Here is a 22,448-nt window from a genome sequence, read left to right as displayed (position 1 = left end):
GTGGCAACAGCAAACAGCCGCGGCGGCAGCGTGCGGCTACCCCACCTGGCCGCGATGGCGCAGCAGATGATCGGCCAGCACACAGGCCATCATCGCCTCGCCGACGGGAACCGCGCGGATGCCGACGCAGGGGTCGTGACGGCCCTTGGTCAGGATCTCGGTCTCCTGGCCCGAGCGGTCGACGGTCTGGCGCGGGGTGAGGATCGACGAGGTCGGCTTGACCGCGAAGCGCAGCACGATCGGCTGTCCCGTGGCGATGCCGCCGAGAATGCCGCCGGCATTGTTGGAGAGGAAGCGCGTGCCGTCATTGGCCGAGCGCATCTCGTCGGCATTCTCCTCGCCGGTCAGCTCGGCCGCACCAAAGCCGGCGCCGATCTCGACGCCCTTCACGGCGTTGATGCTCATCATCGCCGCGGCGAGATCGGCATCGAGCTTGCCGTAGAGCGGCGCGCCAAGTCCCGCCGGCACGCCCTCGGCGACGATTTCGAGCACGGCGCCGATCGACGAGCCGGACTTCCTGATGCCGTCGAGATAGCCCTCGAAGAACGCCGCCTTATCCTTGTCGGGGCAGAAGAAAGGATTGCGCGCGACCTCGTCCCAGTCCCAGTTGCCGCGATCGATCTTGTGCGGCCCCATCTGCACCAGCGCGCCGCGCACCTTCACGTCCGGCAGGACCTTGCGCGCGATCGCGCCGGCGGCGACGCGCGTCGCGGTCTCGCGCGCCGAGGAACGACCGCCGCCGCGATAGTCGCGCAGGCCGTATTTGGCCTCGTAGGTGAAGTCGGCGTGACCGGGACGAAACTTGTCCTTGATCTCGGAATAGTCCTTGGAGCGCTGGTCGGTGTTCTCGATCAGGAGCGCGATCGGCGTGCCCGTGGTGACCTGCACGCCCGTGTCGGGATCAGCCATCACGCCTGACAGGATCTTCACCTGGTCCGGCTCCTGGCGCTGGGTGGTGAAGCGCGACTGGCCGGGACGGCGGCGGTCGAGATCACGCTGGATCTCGTCGGCGGCGAGCGGGATCCGCGGCGGACAGCCGTCGACCACGCAGCCGATGGCCACGCCATGGCTCTCGCCGAAGGTGGTGACGCGGAACATGTGGCCGAAGGTGTTGAAGGACATGAGCTGATCACCCAACCGGAAAAACCATCATTCCGGGATGGTCCGAAGGACCAGACCCGGACTCTCGAGATTCCGGGTTCGCCTCCGCGAGGCGCACCGGAACGACGGAGACAAACTAACTGTACTTCTCGAACCCGTTCTCACCGAACACATAGACCGCGCCCTGCTGGATCGGCAGGTCGACGGCGCCGTGCGGCGTCTCGAAGCCCAGCGCGACCATCAGCGCCCGCGCCGTGCCGCCATGGGCGACCGCCACGATATCGCCAGACAGCCCATCGTACCAGTCGCGCACGCGGCGCTCGACGTCGGCATAGGTCTCGCCGCCCTCGGGCGCCAGCGACCATTTGTCGGTCAGCCGCCTAGCATAGAAGGCGGGATCGGCCGCCTGCATTTCCGGCAGCGTCGCCCCTTCCCATTTGCCGTAGCCGATCTCGCGCAGCCGGGCATCGAGCGCATAGCCCTCGGCTGGCAGGCTCAGGGTCTCACGCACCAGCTCCATGGTCGCGCGGGCGCGGCTGAGGGGGCTGGCGACGTAAGGCAGGCGCGCCGCATCATGGCCGTTGCGCGCAGCGAGCTCGGCCAGGATGTTGCCGGCCTGCACCGCCTGCACCCGCCCGAGCGCGTTCAGCGGAATGTCCTGCGTGCCTTGCAGCCGGCCGAGCGCATTCCATTCCGTCTCGCCGTGGCGGATGTAGTAGATCGTGGGCCGTGGCATTGCGCGTTGACGTTATTCCTTGGCGCCGACGGAATTGTTCAGCGAGATGTCGGGCGCCTCGGGCCGCTTCATGCCGACGACATGATAGCCGGAATCGACGTGATGCACCTCGCCGGTGACGCCGCGCGACAGGTCGGACAAGAGATACAGCGCGCTGTCGCCGACCTCGTCGATGGTCACGGTCCGGCGCAGCGGCGCGTTGTATTCGTTCCACTTCAGGATGTAGCGGAAGTCGCCGATGCCCGAGGCGGCCAGCGTCTTGATAGGTCCTGCCGAGATCGCATTGACGCGGATGTTCTTCTCGCCGAGATCGGCGGCGAGATAGCGCACGCTGGCTTCCAGCGCGGCCTTGGCGACGCCCATCACGTTGTAGTGCGGCATCCACTTCTCGGCGCCGTAATAGGTCAAGGTGATGATCGAGCCGCCGTCGGTCATCAGCTTCTCGGCGCGCTGCGCGATCGCCGTCAGCGAGTAGCAGCTGATCAGCATGCTCTTGGAGAAATTGTCCTGCGTGGTTTCGATGTAGCGGCCGTCGAGCTGGTCCTTGTCGGAGAAGGCGATGGCGTGGACCACGAAATCGATCTGGCCCCACTTCTCCTTGAGCACGTCGAACACCGCGTCGATGGTCGTGGGATCGGTGACATCGCAATGGCCGAGCACGAGCCCGCCGAGCTCGGCCGCCAGCGGCTCGACCCGCTTCTTCAGCGCGTCGCCCTGGTAGGTCAACGCGATCTCCGCGCCGGCCGCGCGCGCGGCCTTGGCGATGCCCCAGGCGATCGAGCGGTTGTTGGCCACGCCGAGGACGACCCCGCGCTTGCCCTGCATCAAACCTGAAATCTGCGCCATGCGGCTTCCCATCGAACTGATTATTAAGGACTGGACGTACACCACCGGTCTGGCCCGGTACAGCCCCATTCCGCCCGCTCTGTGGCAAACTCCCCCGCAGGGCTTGCGGTCCGGAATACGCTGATCATCGCGGGGTTATGATCTTTGCAAGACGCCGGCTGCGGCCTGCGCCCTTGTCATCGCAGCGAACAGCCGCAGGGCATTCCATGAACGCGTTCCGCCAGAGCGTCGAGACCATGATTCCGGCACTGCGCCGTTATGCCCGGGCGCTGGCGCGCGACATGGACGCGGCCGACGAGCTGGTCCAGGACACGCTGGTGCGGGCGCTGCGCTCGGAGCGGCTGTTCCTGGGCGGCGACATCAGGAGCTGGCTGTACACGATCCTGACCAATCTGAACAAGAACCGCCGGCGCTCCTTGGCGCGGCGGCCGCACTTCATGCCGCTCCAGGACGACAATGCCGACGCCAGCGGCACCGAGGCCGAGGGCCGGGACATCGAGCACGCGCTGGCGACCCTGGTGGAGGAGCAGCGCGCGGCGCTTCTCCTCGTCGTGCTCGAGGGCCTGAGCTACCGCGAGGTCGCCGACATCCAGGGTGTCCCAATCGGCACCGTGATGTCCCGCCTCGCCCGCGCCCGCGCCCATGTCCGTGCCGTGCTCGAGGGCGAGCGGCCGGCGCTGCGGAGGGTGAAATGACCACTGCACAAAAGCCGCCCTGCCATGTTCGGCTGCCCAAGCCTGCAGCGACCGCGCATCGCCGCAGCCGCCCGATTGCAACGAGATCCCGATGATGACCGACCCGACCATTCCCGTCACCGAAGACGAGCTGCACGCCTATGTCGACAACGAGCTGCCGGCCGAGCGCCGCAGCGACGTCGAGCGCTGGCTGGCCGCGCATCCGGCGGACGCCGAGCGGGTGCAATCCTGGCGCAGCATGGCTGAGGCGCTCCATGCCCGCTACGATTCGATCGTCAACGAGCCGGTGCCGCCGCGGCTCGACCTCGACGGCCTGGAGCGCCGGCCGCGGCGCTGGGTCGTCGCGGCCATGGCGGCAAGCGTGGCGGCCTTCGCGGTCGGCGGCGCGGTCGGCTGGGTCGCGCGTGGCGCCGCCTCCTCGCCGTCGCCGCTCCAGGCCCTTGCCGGCGAGGCGCTCGATGCGCACCGACTCTATGTCGTGGAGGTGCGCCATCCGGTCGAGGTTCCTGGCGACGAGAAGGCCCATCTGCAGCAATGGCTGACGCGGCGCTGCGGTCGCACCGTGCAGGCGCCGGAGCTGGAAACCACCGGGCTGAAGCTCGTCGGCGGCCGGCTGCTGCCGGGGCCGACCGGCCCGGCGTCCTTCCTGATGTACGAGAGCACCTCCGGCGAGCGCTTCACGGTGTATGCGACCAAGGTCGGGATCGAGGCGGCCGAGATGCGCTATACGACGCAGGGCAACACCGCTGCACTGTCGTGGGCGGAGCGCGGCGTCAGCTACGTCGTCAGCGGCGGCAGTGACCGGACGCGTCTCACCCAGGTCGCGCGCCTTGTTTATGACCAGACCGAACGGACGGGCGGCTAGCGGCGGACCATTGCCCGATTTCGCGAGGTGCCGGCCTCGGCGCGATTACGGCCGTGATCAGAAGCGTTTGCAGGATGGCCGCGAACGCTGCCCGAGAGGGTACTGATCCCCGCATGGCTCAGGCGGGCGACACGCCAGGGTCGGCGCCGCAATTCGGTCACCGGAAATCTGGAATCAGGTCACCGGCACGTCTCAATATAGCGCCAAATGTTCACGAAAAAATGAGGAGTGTTCGATCCGCCGATCGACACGGAAGCGGCCTCGATCGGGGTTTTGTACCGCGCTGGTCCCCCTTTCGAGGCCGCACTTTTTTCTCAGCTTTCCAGCTCGTCCTTCAGCTTTCAGCCGAGTGGTCCGCAACGCGCAACCTCAGGAGAGGTTGCTGCGCGGATTGTAGGGATGACGGTCGCGCCATTTGGTCATCAGGGCTTCGAGCTCTGCGTCGTTGCCGTCGGGCAGCACGATCCGGGTGGTGACGAACAGATCGCCGGCCGAGCCGTCGCTCTTGGGCAGGCCCTTACCCTTGAGCCGGAAGGTCCGGCCGCTGGAGGTGTTCTTCGGGATCGACAGCTCGACCGCGCTGCCGAGCGTCGGCGCCCTCACCTTGGCGCCCAGGACCGCCTCGTAAAGCGTGATCGGCAGATCGAGCCTGAGGTCGCTGCCCTCGACCTTGAAGAACGGATGCGGCGCGATCTGGATCGTGATCAGGAGATCACCCGGCCGGTGTCCGGGCGCGCTCTCGCCCTGCCCCTTCAGCCTAATCTGCTGGCCGGCGGTAACACCGGCGGGGACCTTGACGTTGAGCTCCTTGCCCGACGGCAGCCGCACCCGCTTCTCGCCGCCATTGACGGACTCCTCGAGCGAGACCGACATTGCAACCTTCAGATCGAGGTCGAGGCCGACACCGCCGGTGTCGAACTCGAACGAGCCGCCGCCGCCGCGTGCACCGCGCGCGCCGGCGCCGCCGAACATGCTGTTCAGAATGTCCTCGAATCCGCCACCGCCGAAGCCGCCGCCCGGCCCGCCGCCGCTGCGGAAGGTATAGCTCTCGAAGCCGCCACCCGGCCCGCCGCGGCCGGCGCCGCCACCCGGAAAGCCCTGGAAGCGCGGCTTGCCGTCAGCGTCGATCTCCCCGCGATCGAACTGCTTGCGCTTCTCCTCGTCGCCCAGGATCTCGTTGGCCGAATTGATCTCGGCAAACCGCGCCGATGCCTTCGGGTCATCCTTGTTGCTGTCGGGATGATGCTTCTTGGCGAGCTTGCGATAGGCGCTCTTGATGGCCGCAGCGCTGGCGCTTCGCGGCACCCCCAAGACCTCATAGGGGTCGCGCATCCGTCACGTCTCCTTACAGAAAGTCAGATACTAACCTATGGGCTCCCCGCCCGCTTCGCATTTCATCTGGGGAGTCCGTTGTATTTTTGCAACGGGCTCCAGACGACCCCCGCTAGCTTTGCTGCCAGGGTTTGAGCGTCTGGATGTCCCAGCGCCCACGCTCGATACGGCACGCCGAGCCCTGCAGCCAGCGTTCCGTCTTGCCGTTGACGTAGCTCGCCAGGAAATCGCGGCACGTGCGGCCGTTGTCGGCCGTGTAGGACTTGGCGATCGGCGTCACCGAGCCGCGGGCGCCGGTCTGGGGATTCTGCCACGGCTGGCTGGAATCCTTGCTCCCCTTGGTCAGCACGTCCGACGCGGCGTTGCGGGCAAAAGCGAGATCGGCTTCGGTCGGCTCGCGCTCGGGCGGCGGGCTGACCGCGCCGGTGATCTCCGCATCGTCCATCTTGGCAAAGGCCGTTTCAGGGCGCGACAGGCTGCAGCCGCCGCCGGACAGGCCGATTAGAATGAGTGTCAAAGCCGTGCCGGCATGACCGATCGCGGATAGGCCAAGCCGGACCGATGCCCTATATAGGGCCGGACCAGAATGGACTTGCACGCGCCTGGCCGCGGGTGAACGCAAAACTCGGACTCCCCATACACATGACCGACCCCACGAGCATCAAACACCAGACAACCTTAACATCCGGTACATCGGCCGATTTTACCCAGGCCGGCGAGCCGTTTGCGCTGTTTGCGGCGTGGTTTGCCGAAGCCGGCAAGAGCGAGCCCAACGATCCGAATGCGATGGCGCTGGCAACGGTCGACGACAGCGGGCTGCCTGACGTGCGCATGGTGCTGATGAAGGGCTATGACGAGGACGGCTTCGTCTTCTACAGCCACAAGGCCAGCCAGAAGGGCCGCGAGCTCGCCGCCAATCCGAAGGCCGCGCTGCTGTTTCACTGGAAATCGCTGCGCCGCCAGGTCCGCATCCGCGGCCTCGTGGCGCCGGTGACCGACGAAGAGGCCGACGCCTATTTCGCGACCCGGCCGAAGCAGGCGCAGCTCGGCGCCTGGGCCAGCAAGCAGTCGCAGCCGCTGGAGAGCCGCTTCGCGTTCGAGCAGGCGATCGCCAAGGTCGCCGCGCAATACATCATCGGCGAGGTGCCGCGCCCGCCAGGATGGAGCGGCTGGCGCATCACGCCCGTCAGCATGGAGTTCTGGCACGACCGGCCATACCGCCTGCACGACCGCATCGAATTCCGGCGCGAGGCTTCGGGCCAGCCCTGGACCAAGGTGCGGATGTATCCGTAGAGGATCGCCGCGCGGGCTTGCGCCCGGCCTCTCGGCGTCCGACGCGCCAACGAATCGCCATCGCGCGCGTGAATCAGGCGCCTAACGCACAAACCATTGTGGTAAGTTGATCCGTCCGGGATCGTGAAAGACGCAGTTCATGCCGACCTCTTCCAATCAGCCACGGCGTACGATGCTGCTGACCGGCGCCAGCCGCGGCATCGGCCATGCCACCGTGATCCGCTTCTCCTCAGCCGGCTGGCGCGTCCTCACCTGCTCGCGGCACCCCTTTCCCGAAGAATGCCCGTGGGGCGCCGGCCCCGAGGACCACGTCCAGGTCGACCTGTCCGATCCCCAGGACACCGTGCGCGCGATCGCCGAGATCAAACAGCGGATCGACGGCGGCGAGCTGCACGCGCTGGTGAACAACGCCGCGATCTCGCCGAAGGGCGCGGGCGGTGCCCGGCTCGGCACCGTCGACACCGACCTCGACACCTGGAATCACGTCTTCCGCGTCAACTTCTTCGCGCCGATCATGATGGCGCGCGGCCTGATCAAGGAGCTGAAGGCGGCCAAGGGCTCCGTCGTCAACGTCACTTCGATCGCCGGCTCACGCGTGCATCCCTTCGCCGGCGCGGCCTACGCGACCTCCAAGGCGGCGCTGGCCGCCCTGACCCGCGAGATGGCGTCGGATTTCGGCCGGGTCGGCGTCCGCGTCAACTCGATCGCGCCGGGCGAGATCGACACCTCGATCCTGTCGCCGGGCACCGAGAAGATCGTGCAGGAGCAGATCCCGATGCAGCGCCTCGGCACGCCCGACGAGGTCGCCAAGATCATCTACGTGCTGTGCTCGGAGACCAGCTCCTACGTGAACGGCGCCGAGATCCACATCAACGGCGGCCAGCACGTCTGAGCCATTCGGCGCAGAGACGGTTGCCCGTGTTCGATTTGGTTCATGGCGGCTTGCCACGTTCGGCAAGTTCCCGATGACCGCGCGAAGGCGTGATTAACGCCATCTCCGAAGATCGATACGGACCTACCGACCACCACAAACAAGACAGCGCTCCCGGAGGGAACGCTGTTCATGGGATGGGATCGGCGTACTGAATTTCCAGTCGCTGGCTGCGCGGGCGGCATTGCCTGAATACCGTCCGGTCGAGAACGGTCGTTCAGCCTTCGCACACCAAACCGCGCAGAATCTGCGCGGCGCGCCAGCGCAGGCGGTCGGACTCGACGTTGAGGGCGCTGGAGCAATCATCGTCGCGCTCGTCCTCCTCGAGATCGGCGCCGCAGTAGCGGCAGGTGCGCGGCGACAGCGCATGGGCCACGACGATGTCGGCGCGGCTGCGCTGATAGCTGGCAAGATCGATCACGTTGTTCGATGCCATTATGCGTTTCTCAACCATTGCCGCCGCCTCTTGGATAAGGCGCGATGAACGCGCCCTCGAGCTCTGCCTTGCATGCCACGCGCCGAGGCGCTCGTTGTTTGTCATGCTGGTGCAGATTTATCGCAGAGAAGTTTCGATCAAACGTTCAGCGTTCCCATCAAATTTTACCTGAGGAATTGGGGCGGCTTTGCAGCGGCATTGCAGCCGGCCTAACAAGTATTTCCCATTATGTGTTGCATCTCACCGCTTGTGTCACCTGAGGTGCATAGCGACGGACTCTGTCCCGCTGCTAACAACGGGGCGCGAATGAGGCATCACTTGGAATGACGGCACAATGCCGCAGGCCTCGCCCAGATCTGTCGACAGAGCCTGGATTTTCAGGCCCGCGGCACTACAGCCACTTCTTCAATTTGAAGATGTAGTACGGCACGATCGCGCAGATCAGCATCAGCACCAGCGCCATCGGATAGCCGTGCACCCATTCGAGCTCCGGCATCATCTTGAAGTTCATGCCGTAGATCGATGCGATCAAGGTCGGCGGCATCAGCACCACCGCCATCACCGAGAACAGCTTGATGATGTTGTTCTGCTCGAGGTTGACGACACCGAGCATCGCATCCAGCACGAAGGTGATCTTGCCCGCGAGATAGGACGCGTGGTCGGTCAGCGAGGCGACGTCGCGCTGCATGGTCTTGAGCTGCTCGCGCATATCCTTCGACCACTTCACGCCTTCGACGACCGCAGAGAGAAACGTGACGAGACGGCCGATCGACACCAGGCTCTCACGCACCTTCGAGGTCAGGTCGCCCTTGCGCCCGATCGCGATCAGGATCTGCGAATACTGCTTGGCGTGTCCGTGACGCTCATTGTTCGGCTCGAAGATCTCGTGGCTGACCTGGTCGATATCAGCCCCGACCTTCTCGAGAATGTCGGCGCAGCGGTCGATTACCGCATCGAGCAACTCCATCAGCACCATCTCGCCGGTGATCCCGGGCGCACAGTTGCGAGCGAGCTTTGCCTCCACCACGGCGAACGGTCGCGGCTGGTCGTAGCGGACCGTCACCAGACGGTGGCCCGCCAGGATGAAGGTGACGGCGGTGGTCCTGGGCATATCGGAGTCCGAGTGGCACATCAGCGTAGCCGTCATGTAGCGGGCGCCGTTCTCGATATAGAGGCGGCTGGAGATCTCGATCTCCTGCATATCCTCGCGCGTCGGCACCGCAATCCCGGCCAGCTTTTCGACGGCCCGATCCTCGGCACTGCTCGGGTTCACCAGGTCGACCCAGACCGCATTGTCCGGCAGAGCCGCGGGATCGGTGATCGCCATCTTCTTCAGCGCGGTTTCGGACGGGACGAACACCGAGAACATGGACAAACTCCGAATCGCGAAACCTGAATTTCGGGGACTTAGCGGTGGGATGCTGCCGCCTTGTGACGCAGCTTGCGAGTCCGGTCCATCGGCTTTTCGCGCCAATGCTCCGCGGCCTCTCGCGCGGCGCCGAGGGGGAGCTGACCGTGCCATTCGAAGCACAGCTGTGGACGACTGCCCGCAACTTTGCGGCAAAAAAGCAACAATCGCGGCGCTGCAGCGTGACCTGTGCGTGTATCGGCTGGAATTGAGAACGATTTTGACGATAATGGGACATGTGGAATCGCGCTGCAGTGGCGCGGCCGTGTCATTGCAACGTCAGCTGTCGATTGGAATTGGTGACATGTCGCTGAAGGTGAAACTCGGACTCCTGGCCGCCGGCCTGATGCTGTCGGGCTGCATGCAGGCCACGACGTACGAGGCGACCAACACCCAGGCCTTCAAGCCGAAGGACAAGGAACTTCTCGCGAAGATCCGCTACACCAACACGCCGGTGGCCGAGCCCTATCGGCGCGCGATCGTCGACTATCACCGCAAGGAAGCTCCGGGCTCGATCGTCGTCGATTCCGACAGCCACTACCTCTATTACGTGCTGGATGGCGGCAAGGCGATCCGCTACGGCATCACCGTCGGCGAAGAGGCCATGGCCTGGTCGGGCATTGCCAAGGTCGGCGCCATGACCGAGTGGCCGGCTTGGCATCCGACCAAGGGCGAGATCGAGCGTCTGGGCGTTCCGACCTTCGTCGCCCCGGGCCCCGACAATCCGATGGGCTCGCGCGCGATGTACCTCTATGCCAACGGCAAGGACACGCTGTTCCGCATCCACGGCACCAACCAGCCGGAATATATCGGCGCCTCGATCTCCTCGGGCTGCATCCGCCTGACGAACGAGGACGCGATCGACCTCTATAACCGGGTGAAGGTCGGCACCATCGTCGTGGTACTCGATCCGAAGAAGGGTGATTCGCCCTACAAGCCGCAGATGGCGCTGCAGGGCGGGGGCACCTACGCTGCGATGCAGTGAGCCTCGGCTGAAGCCGGCACGATATCAAAAAGCCGAGAAACGCGTTTAGCAGCCTTTCCAAGGGCGCCGGTCACCCGGCGCCTTTTGTTTTGGGGGCTAGAACAATCCGCGGAAAGGATCCCAGCCACGACGGCTGTGATGGCGCGTCCGAGAAGCCGGCTTCGACGGCGAAGCCCGACCCACGCGGGGACTGTTCTGTGCGCGCTGGTCCCGCCCGGCTGCATTCCGCACCGTGTCGGAAGCTGCGGTCGGCGCGCGCGCCTCTGCCGCGGAGCTTCCGGGCTCTTGCTGTTCAGGCGCCGACTGGGACGCGGTCCGCCGGCTGCGGGCCGTTGCAGCGGGCTTTGTGGCCGGAGGCCCTGCTTCCGCGTCGGCCCGTCGGGAGCTGTCGTCAGCAGAAGGATTCTCCGCTGCGGCCGAGGGGTCGGCCTTCCTCTCGTCGGCGCCGGCGCGACCGCCGTCGTTGTGCTCGGCTTTGGTGCTCGGGCTCTTCCGGGCGTTTTCGGTGCCGGCCTGCGCGGTCTCGCGTGGCGGCGCGTCTTCGGGTCTGGCGGCGGGCATCAGGGGCGCGACCTTCGGCAGCGGATCCAGCACGTCCCATTGGCAGATCCGGTAATTGTTCCGCCGCTCCATCAGGTCGAGATGGATGTGGTCCTCGTGGTACCAGTCGGAATCGGGGCCGAGCACCGTGGAGAAATGAGTGCAGACCGCGTGCAGCACCGCCTCGCGCAAATCGCGCGGCTGGGTGCGGTCGGTGAGATCGACCAGGCGGCCGTCGGCCAGCTTGAACCCTTGGACATCCAGCGCATTGGCACGGCCGTGCTCCGATAGCTGCGCGCCGCTGACATTGTTGCGGCCGCGGCACTGATATGAATCGAAATTGTCGAGCGCGGTGACCGCGCTGCCGAGCCGTTCCGCCAGCGGCGCCACATCGTTGCGCACCCAGTTGACGACCGCGGTCGCCATCGGACAACGCATGGTCGCCGCGGGCGTCAGCGCCACCCTGCGCTTGTCAGGCAGCACCACCGCCTCCAGCCGCACCAGGTCCTCGCCGCCGCAGCCGCCAGGCCCCTTGATCGGCGGAATCGATGGCGCGATCGCGACCTCTTCGGTCAGGGCCAGCCGGCAGGCCGAAGGCGGCGGCGGGGCTTGGGCATCCGCCTTCGGACCGCCGCTGGCCGCGTCGCGCGGAGCGGCATCCTCACCCTTGGCCGCCTGCCGCGCCGGCGCGTCGGCTGGCCGCGGCTGCGGAAGCGGCACCTTGGCAACGTCGTCGGCCGGCTTCGCTGCGGGCTCAGAGGCCGCGGGCGGGCTGCGGTGCGCCGATTTCGCGGCCGCCGCCGGCACCGCCATGAGCCAGCTCAATGCGATCGCCACGGCCACAGCGCTAACCATCACGCCCGGCGCGACGTCGTGGCCATCACAAGCCCATTTGCGTCGGGTGCGGCGCGCGCTAAAATTGACCAAAGAGACCAAAAGACCCTCGCTGCAAGCGAATACCGGAGGAACGACCTGATGCTTGGTTTGATGCAAGACTGGCCCCTGCTTTGTCACCGGATCATCGAGCATGCGGCGACAATCCACGGCTCCCAGGAGGTCGTGACCCGCTCGGTCGAAGGCCCCATCGTTCGCACCACCTATCGGCAAATCCACGACCGCGCTCTCAAGGTCTCGCAGAAGCTGACGCGCGACGGCATCAAGCTGGGCGACCGCGTCGCCACCATCGCCTGGAATACCGGCCGTCATCTCGAGGTCTGGTACGGCATCATGGGAATCGGCGCGATCTGTCACACGGTCAATCCGCGCCTGTTTCCCGAGCAGATCGGCTGGATCATCAACCATGCCCAGGACCGCATCGTCATCACCGATCTGACGTTCGTGCCGATCCTCGAGAAGCTCGCCGACAAGCTGCCGAGCGTCGAGCGCTACATCGTGCTGACCGACGCCGCGCACATGCCGCAGACGACGCTCAAGAATGCCGTCGCCTACGAATCGTGGATCGGCGAGGCCGACGGCGATTTCGCCTGGGGGACCTTCGACGAGAACACCGCAGCCGCGATGTGCTACACGTCCGGGACCACCGGTGATCCGAAAGGTGTGTTGTATTCGCATCGGTCCAACGTGCTGCATGCGTTGATGGCCAATAGCCGGGATTCACTCGGTACGTCCGCAGCAGACACAATGCTTCCGGTGGTTCCGCTGTTCCATGCCAACAGCTGGGGCATTGCCTTCTCCGCTCCCTCGATGGGCACCAAGCTGGTGATGCCCGGCCCCAAGCTCGACGGCGCGTCCGTCTACGAGCTGCTCGACACCGAGAAGGTGACCTACACCGCCGGCGTGCCGACGGTGTGGCTGATGCTGCTGCAGCACATGCAGGCGCATAACCTCAAACTGCCGCATCTGAAGATGGTCGTGTGCGGCGGCTCGGCGATGCCGCGCTCGATGATCCAGGCCTTCCTCGACATGGGCATCGGCGTGCGCCATGCCTGGGGCATGACCGAGATGAGCCCGATCGGCACGCTCGCCACCCTGAAGCCGCCGTTCCTCGCCGCCGACGGCGACGCCAAGCTCGATGTGCTGCAGACCCAGGGCTTCCCGCCGTTCGGGGTCGAGATGAAGATCACCGACGATGCCGGCACCGAGTTGCCGTGGGACGGCAAGACCTTCGGCCGGCTCAAGGTGTCCGGTCCCGCGGTGTCGAAGGCCTACTACAAGGTCGACAGCAACATCCTCGACGATGAAGGCTTCTTCGACACCGGCGACGTCGCCACCGTCGATGAACATGGCTACATGCGCATCACCGACCGCTCCAAGGACGTCATCAAGTCCGGCGGCGAATGGATCTCCTCGATCGACCTCGAGAATCTCGCCGTCGGCCATCCCGCCGTCGCCGAGGCTGCCGTCATCGGCGTCTATCATCCGAAATGGGACGAGCGCCCGCTGCTGATCGTGCAGTTGAAGCCCGGCCAGACCACGACGCGCGAGGACATCCTGAAATACATGGAAGGCAAGATCGCCAAATGGTGGATGCCCGATGACGTCGCCTTCGTCGACGGCATCCCGCACACGGCAACGGGCAAGATCCTGAAGACTGCGCTGCGCGACCAGTTCAAGAGCTATCGCTTCCCCAACGCCGCTGCCTAGCAACCACTCCCGCTCCGCGCGAGACTCACGGCCCCTGCGCCCCGCGGGGGCCGTTTGCGTTCCGCGCAAAAAGTTCCATCGCCCTCGCCTCGACCAAAGGCGAATAGGAAGCCCATGGGAGCGTTCCTAAGGTCCGGCACCATAAAAAACGAGGGAACGCCACCATGCTAAGATCAACCCGCCTGCTGCCCTGGCTGCTGGGAGCATCACTGGCCGCCACGGCCGCTCACGCCGCTGGCAACAAGGTCGTGATCGGCGACATCGACGACATGTCCGGGCTCTATGCCGACGTGATCGGGCCGGGCGGGGTCGAGGCTGCAAAGATGGCGATCGAGGATTTCGGCGGCAGCGTGCTCGGCAACAAGATCGAGTTCATGGAGAGCGATCATCAGAACAAGCCGGACGTCGGCGCCCAGAAGTTGCGCGAGTGGGCCGATCGCGACGGGGTCACCATGATCCTCGGCGGCTCCAACACGGGGGTCAGCCTCGCGATGGCCAACGCCGCCAAGGAGAAGAAAATACCGTTCATCGCGATCGGTGCCGCCGGCGCCTCGCTGACCGGCAAGGACTGCACGCCCTACACCGTCCACTACGCCTACGATACGACCTCGCTCGCCAACGGCACCGCCAAGACCATGGTCAGCCAGGGCGGCAAGAGCTGGTTCTTCCTGACCGCCGACTACGCCTTCGGCACCCAGTTGCAGGAAGCCGCGTCCAAGGTGGTCGAGGCCAATGGCGGCAAGGTGGTCGGAGCGGTCCGCGTGCCGCTCTCCACGTCGGACTTCTCCAGCTATCTGCTGCAGGCGCAGGGCTCGGGCGCGCAGGTTCTGGGCCTCGCCAATGCCGGCAACGACTTCACGAACTCGATCAAGGCCGCGGATGAATTCGGCATCGCCAAGACGATGAAGCCGGCGGCGCTGCTCGCCTTCATCAGCGACATCCACAGTCTCGGCCTGAAGACCGCGCAGGGTCTCTATCTCACCACCGGCTGGTATTGGGACCTCAACGACAAGACCCGCGCCTTCGCGAAGCGCTACTACGAAAAGACCAAGCGCGAGCCGACCATGAACCAGGCCGCCTACTACTCGGCGACGATCACCTATCTCAATGCCGTGAAGGCGGCCGGCACCACCGAGTCCGACAAGGTCATGGACCAGCTGCGCAATATGAAGATCGACGACATGTTCACGTCGAACGGCAAGATCCGCGCCGACGGCCTGATGGAGCATGAGATGTACATCATGCAGGTCAAGAAGCCGGAGGAGTCGAAGTACCCCTGGGACTACTACAAGCTGATCCAGACGATGTCCGGCGAGGAGGCGTTCGGCAAGCTTTCGGAGTCCGCCTGCCCGCTGGTGCATTCGCACTGAGCATCCGGCGCAAGCCTGACCAAGACAGCCGCGGCCCCTTCCCCTTTGGCGGGGCCGTGGCGTTGCGTGCCGCCGTGGCGTTGACGTGGCGCAAGGCGGGCATGCCGGACCGCATCTAGAAGGTGGGCATGAGTTCAAGAGCGCGCCTCCCAGCGTCCACGACATGGCGCGACATACCGTCGACGGTGCTGACGCTCGGGCTGGTATCGCTCCTGATGGATATCTCCTCGGAGCTGATCCATGCGCTGCTGCCGGTCTTCCTCGCGACCGTGGTCGGCGCCTCCACGGTGACCATCGGCCTGATCGAAGGCGTGTCCGAGGCGACCGCCGCAATCACCAAGGTATTCTCCGGCGCACTGTCCGACCGCATTGGCAAGCGCAAGCTGCTGGTCGCAATCGGCTATGGGCTGGCGGCTTTGACCAAGCCGGTGTTTCCGCTCGCCAGCACATCATGGCAGATCCTCGCGGCGCGCTTCGTCGACCGCATCGGCAAGGGCATCCGCGAGGCGCCGCGCGACGCGCTGATCGCCGACGTCACGCCGGAAGGCATCCGCGGCGCGAGCTACGGCCTGCGCCAGGCGCTCGACACGATCGGCGCCTTTGCCGGTCCCCTCCTCGCCGTGGCGCTGATGGCGCTCTACGCCGACGACTTCCGGGCGGTGTTCTGGTGGTCGGCGCTGCCGGCCACGCTTGCCGTGCTGCTGATCCTGTTCGGCCTGCGCGAGCCGGCGCAGACCGCGCCTGCGGCGCGCCGGGACTGGCCGGTCCATGCGCGCGAGCTGCGCCGGCTGCCATCGGCCTATTGGATCGTGGTCGCCACCGGCGCGGTGTTCGCGTTGGCCCGCTTCAGCGAGGCGTTCCTGGTGCTGAAGGCGCAGGCCGACGGCCTCGCTCTCGCCCTGATCCCGTTGGTCTACGTGCTGATGAACCTGATCTATGCCGGCGTCGCCATGCCCGCCGGCATCCTCTCCGACCGCATCGGCCGCAACAACGTGCTGACCTGCGGCCTCGTGGTGCTGACAGCCGCCGACCTGACGCTGGCCTTCGTGCCCGGCCTGATCGGCACCGCGATCGGCGTCGCGCTGTGGGGCCTCTACCTCGGGCTGTCGCAGGGGCTGCTGTCGGCAATGGTCGCCGATACCGCCCCGCCGGATCTGCGCGGCACCGCGTTCGGCCTGTTCAACCTTGTGACCGGCGCTGCGCTGCTGATCGCGAGCCTGCTGGCGGGATCGCTGTGGCACGCCTATGGGTCGCAGGCGACGTTCACGACCGGCGCAGCCTTCTCAATCGCAACCGTCCTGTTGATGCTGACGGCGTTGCGCAGCCGCCCAGACCGAGCCGTCTGACGCGGTCTCCGCATCAACCGCCTTCTCCGGGCCAAACGCCTCTTGAATTTACGCCATCCGCGTGGTCTCACACGGGGTGATCCGGCCGCCCGGCAACGCAGGCAGCGGCCCAACCCCGGCAGTTCCTGACACGATGGCACGCAGGTTTCACGCCCCCTATCTGTCGGAGCCGATCTCCAGCCTCGCGACCTGGACCCGCAATCTGGCGGTGTTCTCGGTCGTCGCCGTGCTGGTCTCGATCCTGATCCTGCGCTTCGATTTTCTGGAGATGAAGCCGGCGCTGGCGACGTTCTTCGGCGCGCTGGGGCTCGCCGTGCTGTCGATCCTGCTCGGGCTTGCCGCCTTCGTCGCGATCTGGCGCAACGGCAGCCGCGGCATGAGCCGGATCCTGCTCGCCTTCATGATCGATGCCGTGGTGCTGGCCTATCCGGCCTACCTCGCGCTCCAGTACCGCAAGCTGCCGAAGATCTACGACATCACCACCGACCCGATCGATCCGCCGCGCTTCGAGGCTTTGGCGCCGCTCCGCAACGGCGACGGCACCAACACGGCCGTCTATGCCGGGCTGTATTCAGCCGAGCAGCAGCAGAAATTCTATCCGGACATCGAGCCGGTGCAGATCGAACTGCCGCCCGATCGCGCCTACGCGATCGCCCTGAAGCTGGTCAACCGGCGCAAATGGTTCGTGGTCGACGAACGCGCGCCGCAGCCGCCGCGCCGCATCGGCCGCATCGAGGCGGTCGCACGCACGCCGATCATGGGCTTCCGCGAGGACATCTCGATCCGCATCCAGCCCGACGGCGAGGATTCCCGCGTCGACGTCCGCTCCGCCTCGCGCTATTTCGAGTCAGATATCGGCAGCAATGCCGCGCGCGTGGCCAAGCTGATCGAGGACCTGTCCAACGCCGGCGAGGCCGAGGCGCAGAAGCCGGTGAAGAAGGTCACGCCGCCGCCGGTAGCGGCGAAGGGCAATGCGAAGACGGTGAAGAAGTGAGCGGGGCGAATGGCGAATAGGGAGTAGCGAATAGGGAATGAAGTCTTCCCGGCTCGCACTCTTCCCCTACTCGCTATTCCCTATTCGCTACACCAGCCGATACGTCCCGCCGATCACCGGATCACCTTCCGTCGCGACTACGCCGCGGGCGACGAGGTCTTCCAGATGGGCCAGCACGGAATAGCCGGCCGCGGTGGTGAGCCGTGGATCGATGCCGATATAGATCGCGCGCACCATGGTCGGGATGTCGGCCTCGCCCTTGGCGAGGCGGTGCAGGATCGAGGCCTCGCGGGCCTGGCGGTGGCGCATCAGGAAGCGCGTGTAGCGCGGTCCCTCCGGAATTTCCGGACCGTGACCTGAGAAATACAGTTCCTCGGGCCGCGCGGCGAGCCGCTCCAGCGAAGCCATGTAGTCGACCATCGAACCATCGGGCGGCGCCACGATCGACGTCGCCCAGCCCATGACGTGATCGCCGACGAAGGTGGTGCTGCGCTCGGTCCAGGCGAAGGCGAGATGGTTGGCCGTATGGCCCGGCGTCGCCACGGCCTCGACCCGCCAGCCCCGCCCTTCGATCACATCGCCGTCAGCAACGGTGACATCCGGCGCAAAGTCGCGGTCGACGCCGGATTCCGGACTGTGCTTCTCACTCTCGTAGCGCGGCCGCGAGGCGCGATGCGGGCCCTCGGCATAGACGGTGGCGCCCGTCGCGGCCTTCAGCCGGCCGGTGTTCGGCGAGTGATCGCGATGCGTGTGCGTCACCAGGATGTGCGTGACGGTCTCGCCTCTGATGGCATCGAGCAGCGCCTGCGCATGGGCCTCGTTGTCCGGACCCGGATCGATGATCGCGACGTTGCCGGTCCCCACGATGTAGCTGACCGTGCCGGTGAAGGTGAACGGACTCGGATTGTTGCAGAGGACGCGGCGAATGCCCGGGCGGACCTGCTCGACGACGCCCGCCCGAAGCGGGAAGTTGCGGTTGAACGGGACATCGTCGTTGTCGGCCATACCGTGGCTTGCCTTTGCAAGGGGTAGATCGCCTGCCCCACTTTCCGCCGTCATACCCCGCGAAAGCGGGGTATCCAGTACTCCGTCACTTCTCGGCTGAACATTCTCGTCTCGGCGTACTGGATCGTCCGCCTTTGCGGACGATGACAGTTCAGGACTCAAGGCCCCTCCCCCGAGAACGACCAGGCGAATTAGAAAAACGCCTGAATGCCGGTGATGGCGCGGCCGAGGATCAGCGCGTGGACGTCGTGCGTGCCCTCGTAGGTATTGACCGTCTCGAGGTTGGCGGCATGGCGCATCACCTGATACTCGATCGAGATGCCGTTGCCGCCGTGCATGTCGCGCGCGACGCGAGCGATGTCGAGCGCCTTGCCGCAATTGTTGCGCTTGACGATCGAGATCATCTCCGGGGCCATCTTGCCCTCGTCCATCAGGCGGCCGACGCGAAGCGAGGCCTGCAGGCCGAGCGCGATCTCGGTCTCCATGTCGGCAAGCTTCTTCTGGACCAGCTGCGTGGCAGCCAGCGGCTTGCCGAACTGCTTGCGGTCGAGCGTGTACTGGCGAGCGCGATGCATGCAATCCTCGGCGGCACCGAGCACGCCCCAGGAGATGCCGTAGCGGGCGCGGTTGAGACAGCCGAATGGCCCCTTGAGGCCGGACACATTGGGCAGCAGCGCGCTCTCCGGCACCACCACGCCGTCCATCACGACCTCGCCGGTGATCGAGGCGCGCAAGGAGAGCTTGCCGCCGATCTTCGGCGCCGACAGGCCCTTCATGCCCTTCTCGAGGATGAAGCCACGGATCTGGTTGTCATGCGCGGCCGACTTGGCCCACACCACGAACACGTCGGCGATCGGCGCGTTCGAGATCCACATCTTGCTGCCGGTCAGGCGATAGCCGTCGGCCACCTTCTCGGCACGCGTCTTCATGCCGGCCGGATCGGAGCCGGCATCCGGCTCGGTCAGGCCGAAGCAGCCGACCCACTCGCCGCTGGCGAGCTTCGGCAGATATTTCTTGCGCTGGCTCTCGTCGCCATAGGCATAGATCGGATACATCACCAGCGAGGACTGCACCGAGTTCATCGAGCGGTAGCCGGAATCGACGCGCTCGATCTCGCGTGCCACGAGGCCATAGGCGACGTAGCTCGCATTGGCGCAGCCATATTCCTCCGGCAAGGTGATGCCGATCAGGCCGAGCTCGCCCATCTCGTTGAAGATCTCGCGGTCGGTCTTCTCCTCGAGATAGGCCTTGGTCACACGCGGCAGCAGCTTGTCCTGGGCGTAGGCGCGCGCGGTGTCACGCACCATGCGCTCGTCCTCGGTCAGCTGATCGTCCAGCAGGAAGGGATCGTCCCACTGGAAGCTCGACTGGGCCGGCTTGTCCTTTGCCTGAGGGCGCGCGCTCATGAATGGTCCTTTCGCGTCTCGCTGCGCACGGGTCGCAGCAGTTGAGAGGTTAAATCCTGGAAGTTCAGCCTTCAAGCCGCTCGTTGGCGACGATCTCGATGCCGAAACCCGACAGGCCCTTGTAGTCATGCACCGACGACGTCAGGTTCCGGATCGAGGTCACGCCGAGATCACGCAGGATCTGCGCACCCACGCCGACCTCGCGCCACTGCCGATGGCGATCGGCCTCCGCGGTATGCGGCTCTTCGACCGGCTCGACGGGAACGCCGGCCGCGCCGTCGCGCAGATAGATCAGCACGCCGCGACCGGCCCGCTTGAAGTGCTGCAGCACCGCCTGGATACGCTGCGGACCTGCGATCAGATCCTTCACGATGTTGGGCTTGTGCAGCCGCGTCAGCACGTTCTTGCCGTCGCCGATGCCGTTATAGACGAACGCGGCGTGGGTGATCGGATCGAACGGCGAGCGGTAGGCGAAGCCCTGCAGCGGCCCGATCGGGCTGTCGGTCGTGAAGGTCGACACCCGTTCGATCAGCTTCTCGCGCGCCTGCCGGTAGGAGATCAGATCGGCGATGGTGACATGCTTGAGATTGTGGGCCGCAGCGAAACGAATGACCTGCTCGCCTTTCATGACCGTGCCGTCGTCGTTCATCAACTCGGAGATGACGCCGACCGGCGGGAGCCCGGCGAGCTTGCAGAGATCGACCGCCGCCTCGGTGTGGCCGGAGCGCAGCAGCACGCCGCCGTCACGCGCGATCAACGGGAAGATATGGCCGGGGCGCGCGAAATCAGCGGCACCGGCATTCGGGTTGGCGAGCGCACGACAGCAGGAGGCGCGCTCTTCGGCCGAGATTCCGGTGCCACCGTCCGGCTTGTAGTCGATCGAAACGGTGAAGGCCGTGGTGTGGTTGGAATCATTGTGCGCGACCATCGGGTCGAGCCGCAGCCGCCGCGCGTCGTCGGCCGTGATCGGCGCGCAGACGATGCCCGAGGTATGGCGAATGATGAACGCCATCTTGTCGGGCGTGCAGAGCGAGGCGGCGACGATGAGATCGCCCTCGCCCTCGCGGTCGTCGTCGTCGGTCACGACGACCATCTCGCCCTTGGCGAAGGCGTACAGAACTTCCTGGATCGAGTCGGCCATTGCAAGTCTCGCTGCTTTTCCGGGCTGCTTTAGCCGGGATCGCAGGCGCGCGCCAGAGCGGCGGAACCGCCGCTCGAAGGTCGCCTTCCCCGGGAAAAGGACCGGCCCTGCCAGGACAAGCGCCCTGGTATCTGTTTAAAGTCGCCTCAAATCGAGAACAAGGGAGCCGCGCCTCATGGCCGCATTCGATTTTGCACCCCTCCTCAGCCCCGGCCTGCCCCCACCCGCCGCGCGCTGGACGGGACTCGCAAAATACAGCTTCGTCGGCGGCAACAACGACGCCGATGCCGTGCCCGTGGAGGGCTTGCGCGCGGCCGCCGACGCCGTGCTCGCCCGCGAGGGACGGGCGCTCGCCACCTACGGCCTCGCGCACGGGCCTCAAGGCTACCGGCCGCTGCGGGACTTTCTTGCCGCCAAGCTGACGCGGGACGCGGGCATGTCGGCGCGCGCCGACGACATCATGATCCTGTCCGGCTCGCTGCAGGGCCTCGACCTCGTCAACCAGGCGCTGCTCACGCGCGGCGACACCGTGCTGGTCGAACAGGACAATTACCAGGGCACGCTGACGCGGCTGGCACGACTGGGCGTCAAGGTCATCGGCATCCCGCTCGACCAGGACGGCATGCGAACGGATGCGCTGGCGACGGTGCTGGCCGATCTAAGGGATCGCGGCATCCGGCCGAAATACATCTATACCATTCCGACGGTGCAGAACCCGACCGGCACCATCATGCCGGAAAGCCGGCGGGCCGAGCTGCTGTGGCTGTCGCGCGCTTATGGCGTACCGGTGTTCGAGGACGACTGCTACGCCGACCTGATCTGGGACGGCAAACGGCCCCGCGCGATCCACGGCATGTCCGACCATGGCGGTGTGATCCACCTCGGATCGTTCTCGAAGTCGGTCGCGCCGGCGTTGCGGGTCGGCTTCCTGGTCGCCCCCTGGGAGATCATGTCGGTGCTGCTGTCCCTCAAGACCGATGCCGGCTCGGGTGCGCTGGAGCAGATGGTGCTCGCGGAATATTGCAGGCCGCATTTCGCGACCCACGTGCCGCAGTTGGTGCGGGGACTGCGCGCCAAGCTGGACACCCTGATCGAGGCGCTCAACGCCGAGTTCGGCACCGCGGCCGAGTTCGCGCCGCCCAAGGGCGGGATCTTCCTCTGGGTCAAGCTACCGGACCAGGTTGACGCGATGAAGCTGTCACAGGCAGCGCTCAAACGCGGCGTCTCGATCAATCCGGGACCGGAATGGTCCACCGACGCCGCGCATGCGCGGAGCCGCCTGCGGCTGTGCTTCGCCAGCCCCTCGCATCAGGAGATCCGCGAGGGCATCGCAATCCTCGCCGACGTCTGCCGGGAGGAGTTCGGCGTCCCATTGCGCTCATCCAATGTGGAGCGGACGCGCGCGATCGAGTGA

Annotated in this window: 21 protein-coding genes; 10 read left to right on the top strand and 11 right to left on the bottom strand. The window is 65.9% G+C overall.

Annotated elements, in window-relative coordinates; translation table 11 throughout:
• Positions 1-36: 36 nt before the first annotated feature.
• The 3 genes from aroC to fabI form a co-directional block, all read right to left on the bottom strand.
• On the bottom strand, positions 37-1,122 hold the full coding sequence (aroC, locus tag QX048_RS33810) for a chorismate synthase (RefSeq protein WP_315828082.1): 1,086 nt from the start codon (positions 1,120-1,122) through the stop codon (positions 37-39).
• 115 nt (positions 1,123-1,237) lie between these two features.
• Positions 1,238-1,837, bottom strand: coding sequence for a histidine phosphatase family protein (locus QX048_RS33805; RefSeq protein ID WP_315715533.1), 600 nt, complete (start codon positions 1,835-1,837; stop codon positions 1,238-1,240).
• 12 nt (positions 1,838-1,849) lie between these two features.
• Positions 1,850-2,683: an enoyl-ACP reductase FabI gene (fabI, locus tag QX048_RS33800; protein WP_315752061.1), complete on the bottom strand. Its 834-nt coding sequence runs from the start codon at positions 2,681-2,683 to the stop codon at positions 1,850-1,852.
• Positions 2,684-2,889: 206 nt separating this feature from the next.
• On the opposite strand from fabI, the gene QX048_RS33795 reads away from it, so the two are divergent.
• Both QX048_RS33795 and QX048_RS33790 read left to right on the top strand, forming a co-directional pair.
• The gene (locus QX048_RS33795; protein ID WP_315752062.1) at positions 2,890-3,378 is read left to right on the top strand and encodes a sigma-70 family RNA polymerase sigma factor; all 489 of its coding nucleotides are present in this window, start codon (positions 2,890-2,892) and stop codon (positions 3,376-3,378) included.
• Positions 3,379-3,469: 91 nt separating this feature from the next.
• Positions 3,470-4,243 carry an anti-sigma factor gene (locus QX048_RS33790; RefSeq protein ID WP_315828081.1) on the top strand — a complete coding sequence of 258 codons (774 nt, stop codon included), beginning with the start codon at positions 3,470-3,472 and terminating at the stop codon, positions 4,241-4,243.
• Positions 4,244-4,612: 369 nt separating this feature from the next.
• Here QX048_RS33790 and QX048_RS33785 read toward each other — a convergent pair whose 3' ends face one another.
• Both QX048_RS33785 and QX048_RS33780 read right to left on the bottom strand, forming a co-directional pair.
• Positions 4,613-5,575, bottom strand: a complete 963-nt coding sequence (locus QX048_RS33785) for a DnaJ C-terminal domain-containing protein (protein ID WP_315828080.1) — start codon at positions 5,573-5,575, stop codon at positions 4,613-4,615.
• A 112-nt stretch (positions 5,576-5,687) separates the two neighbouring features.
• On the bottom strand, positions 5,688-6,092 hold the full coding sequence (locus tag QX048_RS33780) for an RT0821/Lpp0805 family surface protein (RefSeq protein WP_315752065.1): 405 nt from the start codon (positions 6,090-6,092) through the stop codon (positions 5,688-5,690).
• Between the two features lie 125 nt (positions 6,093-6,217).
• On the opposite strand from QX048_RS33780, the gene pdxH reads away from it, so the two are divergent.
• The gene (gene pdxH / locus QX048_RS33775) at positions 6,218-6,868 is read left to right on the top strand and encodes a pyridoxamine 5'-phosphate oxidase (RefSeq protein ID WP_316201041.1); all 651 of its coding nucleotides are present in this window, start codon (positions 6,218-6,220) and stop codon (positions 6,866-6,868) included.
• Between the two features lie 139 nt (positions 6,869-7,007).
• Positions 7,008-7,760 carry an SDR family oxidoreductase gene (locus QX048_RS33770; RefSeq protein WP_315715526.1) on the top strand — a complete coding sequence of 251 codons (753 nt, stop codon included), beginning with the start codon at positions 7,008-7,010 and terminating at the stop codon, positions 7,758-7,760.
• Positions 7,761-8,016: 256 nt separating this feature from the next.
• On the opposite strand, the gene QX048_RS33765 is transcribed toward QX048_RS33770, so the two are convergent.
• Entirely contained in the window at positions 8,017-8,235 is a 219-nt protein-coding gene (locus QX048_RS33765) for a hypothetical protein (protein WP_409998659.1), read from the bottom strand.
• Positions 8,236-8,626: 391 nt separating this feature from the next.
• Entirely contained in the window at positions 8,627-9,604 is a 978-nt protein-coding gene (locus tag QX048_RS33760; RefSeq protein ID WP_315715525.1) for a magnesium transporter CorA family protein, read from the bottom strand.
• 343 nt (positions 9,605-9,947) lie between these two features.
• On the opposite strand from QX048_RS33760, the gene QX048_RS33755 reads away from it, so the two are divergent.
• A complete protein-coding gene (locus QX048_RS33755) occupies positions 9,948-10,628 on the top strand; it encodes a L,D-transpeptidase (protein ID WP_011925214.1) in 681 nt (226 codons plus the stop codon).
• A 96-nt stretch (positions 10,629-10,724) separates the two neighbouring features.
• Here QX048_RS33755 and QX048_RS33750 read toward each other — a convergent pair whose 3' ends face one another.
• Entirely contained in the window at positions 10,725-11,993 is a 1,269-nt protein-coding gene (locus QX048_RS33750) for an extensin family protein (RefSeq protein WP_315828078.1), read from the bottom strand.
• 150 nt (positions 11,994-12,143) lie between these two features.
• Here QX048_RS33750 and QX048_RS33745 point away from each other — a divergent pair, with 150 nt between their 5' ends.
• From QX048_RS33745 to QX048_RS33730, 4 genes are all read left to right on the top strand, one after another.
• Positions 12,144-13,772 carry a fatty-acid--CoA ligase gene (locus QX048_RS33745; protein WP_315752068.1) on the top strand — a complete coding sequence of 543 codons (1,629 nt, stop codon included), beginning with the start codon at positions 12,144-12,146 and terminating at the stop codon, positions 13,770-13,772.
• A gap of 164 nt (positions 13,773-13,936) precedes the next feature.
• Positions 13,937-15,142, top strand: a complete 1,206-nt coding sequence (locus tag QX048_RS33740; RefSeq protein ID WP_315715521.1) for an ABC transporter substrate-binding protein — start codon at positions 13,937-13,939, stop codon at positions 15,140-15,142.
• A 128-nt stretch (positions 15,143-15,270) separates the two neighbouring features.
• On the top strand, positions 15,271-16,488 hold the full coding sequence (locus tag QX048_RS33735) for an MFS transporter (protein WP_316192115.1): 1,218 nt from the start codon (positions 15,271-15,273) through the stop codon (positions 16,486-16,488).
• 133 nt (positions 16,489-16,621) lie between these two features.
• Positions 16,622-17,482 carry a DUF1499 domain-containing protein gene (locus tag QX048_RS33730; RefSeq protein WP_315828076.1) on the top strand — a complete coding sequence of 287 codons (861 nt, stop codon included), beginning with the start codon at positions 16,622-16,624 and terminating at the stop codon, positions 17,480-17,482.
• 87 nt (positions 17,483-17,569) lie between these two features.
• On the opposite strand, the gene QX048_RS33725 is transcribed toward QX048_RS33730, so the two are convergent.
• The 3 genes from QX048_RS33725 to ribB form a co-directional block, all read right to left on the bottom strand.
• A complete protein-coding gene (locus QX048_RS33725; RefSeq protein WP_316192116.1) occupies positions 17,570-18,487 on the bottom strand; it encodes an MBL fold metallo-hydrolase in 918 nt (305 codons plus the stop codon).
• A 191-nt stretch (positions 18,488-18,678) separates the two neighbouring features.
• Positions 18,679-19,893: an acyl-CoA dehydrogenase gene (locus QX048_RS33720; RefSeq protein WP_315715517.1), complete on the bottom strand. Its 1,215-nt coding sequence runs from the start codon at positions 19,891-19,893 to the stop codon at positions 18,679-18,681.
• 64 nt (positions 19,894-19,957) lie between these two features.
• A complete protein-coding gene (gene ribB / locus QX048_RS33715; protein WP_316192117.1) occupies positions 19,958-21,034 on the bottom strand; it encodes a 3,4-dihydroxy-2-butanone-4-phosphate synthase in 1,077 nt (358 codons plus the stop codon).
• Positions 21,035-21,209: 175 nt separating this feature from the next.
• Here ribB and QX048_RS33710 point away from each other — a divergent pair, with 175 nt between their 5' ends.
• Entirely contained in the window at positions 21,210-22,448 is a 1,239-nt protein-coding gene (locus tag QX048_RS33710) for a PLP-dependent aminotransferase family protein (protein WP_316192118.1), read from the top strand.

The organism is Bradyrhizobium sp. SZCCHNS30572 (assembly GCF_032484415.1).
Lineage (GTDB): Bacteria > Pseudomonadota > Alphaproteobacteria > Rhizobiales > Xanthobacteraceae > Bradyrhizobium.
The sequence above is the reverse complement of the archived record's forward strand: the minus strand, read 5'-3'. Positions and strand labels throughout refer to the sequence as shown.

Bases quoted from the DNA above. Each gene is read 5' to 3' on its own strand.
- QX048_RS33785 (WP_315828080.1), bottom strand. From the start codon at position 5,575: ATGCGCGACCCCTATGAGGTCTTGGGGGTGCCGCGAAGCGCCAGCGCT.
- QX048_RS33725 (WP_316192116.1), bottom strand. From the start codon at position 18,487: ATGGCCGACAACGACGATGTCCCGTTCAACCGCAACTTCCCGCTTCGG.
- QX048_RS33795 (WP_315752062.1), top strand. From the start codon at position 2,890: ATGAACGCGTTCCGCCAGAGCGTCGAGACCATGATTCCGGCACTGCGC.
- ribB (WP_316192117.1), bottom strand. From the start codon at position 21,034: ATGGCCGACTCGATCCAGGAAGTTCTGTACGCCTTCGCCAAGGGCGAG.
- QX048_RS33740 (WP_315715521.1), top strand. From the start codon at position 13,937: ATGCTAAGATCAACCCGCCTGCTGCCCTGGCTGCTGGGAGCATCACTG.
- QX048_RS33790 (WP_315828081.1), top strand. From the start codon at position 3,470: ATGATGACCGACCCGACCATTCCCGTCACCGAAGACGAGCTGCACGCC.
- QX048_RS33770 (WP_315715526.1), top strand. From the start codon at position 7,008: ATGCCGACCTCTTCCAATCAGCCACGGCGTACGATGCTGCTGACCGGC.
- QX048_RS33710 (WP_316192118.1), top strand. From the start codon at position 21,210: ATGGCCGCATTCGATTTTGCACCCCTCCTCAGCCCCGGCCTGCCCCCA.
- QX048_RS33720 (WP_315715517.1), bottom strand. From the start codon at position 19,893: ATGAGCGCGCGCCCTCAGGCAAAGGACAAGCCGGCCCAGTCGAGCTTC.
- aroC (WP_315828082.1), bottom strand. From the start codon at position 1,122: ATGTCCTTCAACACCTTCGGCCACATGTTCCGCGTCACCACCTTCGGC.
- pdxH (WP_316201041.1), top strand. From the start codon at position 6,218: ATGACCGACCCCACGAGCATCAAACACCAGACAACCTTAACATCCGGT.
- QX048_RS33755 (WP_011925214.1), top strand. From the start codon at position 9,948: ATGTCGCTGAAGGTGAAACTCGGACTCCTGGCCGCCGGCCTGATGCTG.
- QX048_RS33735 (WP_316192115.1), top strand. From the start codon at position 15,271: ATGAGTTCAAGAGCGCGCCTCCCAGCGTCCACGACATGGCGCGACATA.
- QX048_RS33760 (WP_315715525.1), bottom strand. From the start codon at position 9,604: ATGTTCTCGGTGTTCGTCCCGTCCGAAACCGCGCTGAAGAAGATGGCG.
- QX048_RS33745 (WP_315752068.1), top strand. From the start codon at position 12,144: ATGCTTGGTTTGATGCAAGACTGGCCCCTGCTTTGTCACCGGATCATC.
- QX048_RS33805 (WP_315715533.1), bottom strand. From the start codon at position 1,837: ATGCCACGGCCCACGATCTACTACATCCGCCACGGCGAGACGGAATGG.
- fabI (WP_315752061.1), bottom strand. From the start codon at position 2,683: ATGGCGCAGATTTCAGGTTTGATGCAGGGCAAGCGCGGGGTCGTCCTC.
- QX048_RS33765 (WP_409998659.1), bottom strand. From the start codon at position 8,235: ATGGCATCGAACAACGTGATCGATCTTGCCAGCTATCAGCGCAGCCGC.
- QX048_RS33730 (WP_315828076.1), top strand. From the start codon at position 16,622: ATGGCACGCAGGTTTCACGCCCCCTATCTGTCGGAGCCGATCTCCAGC.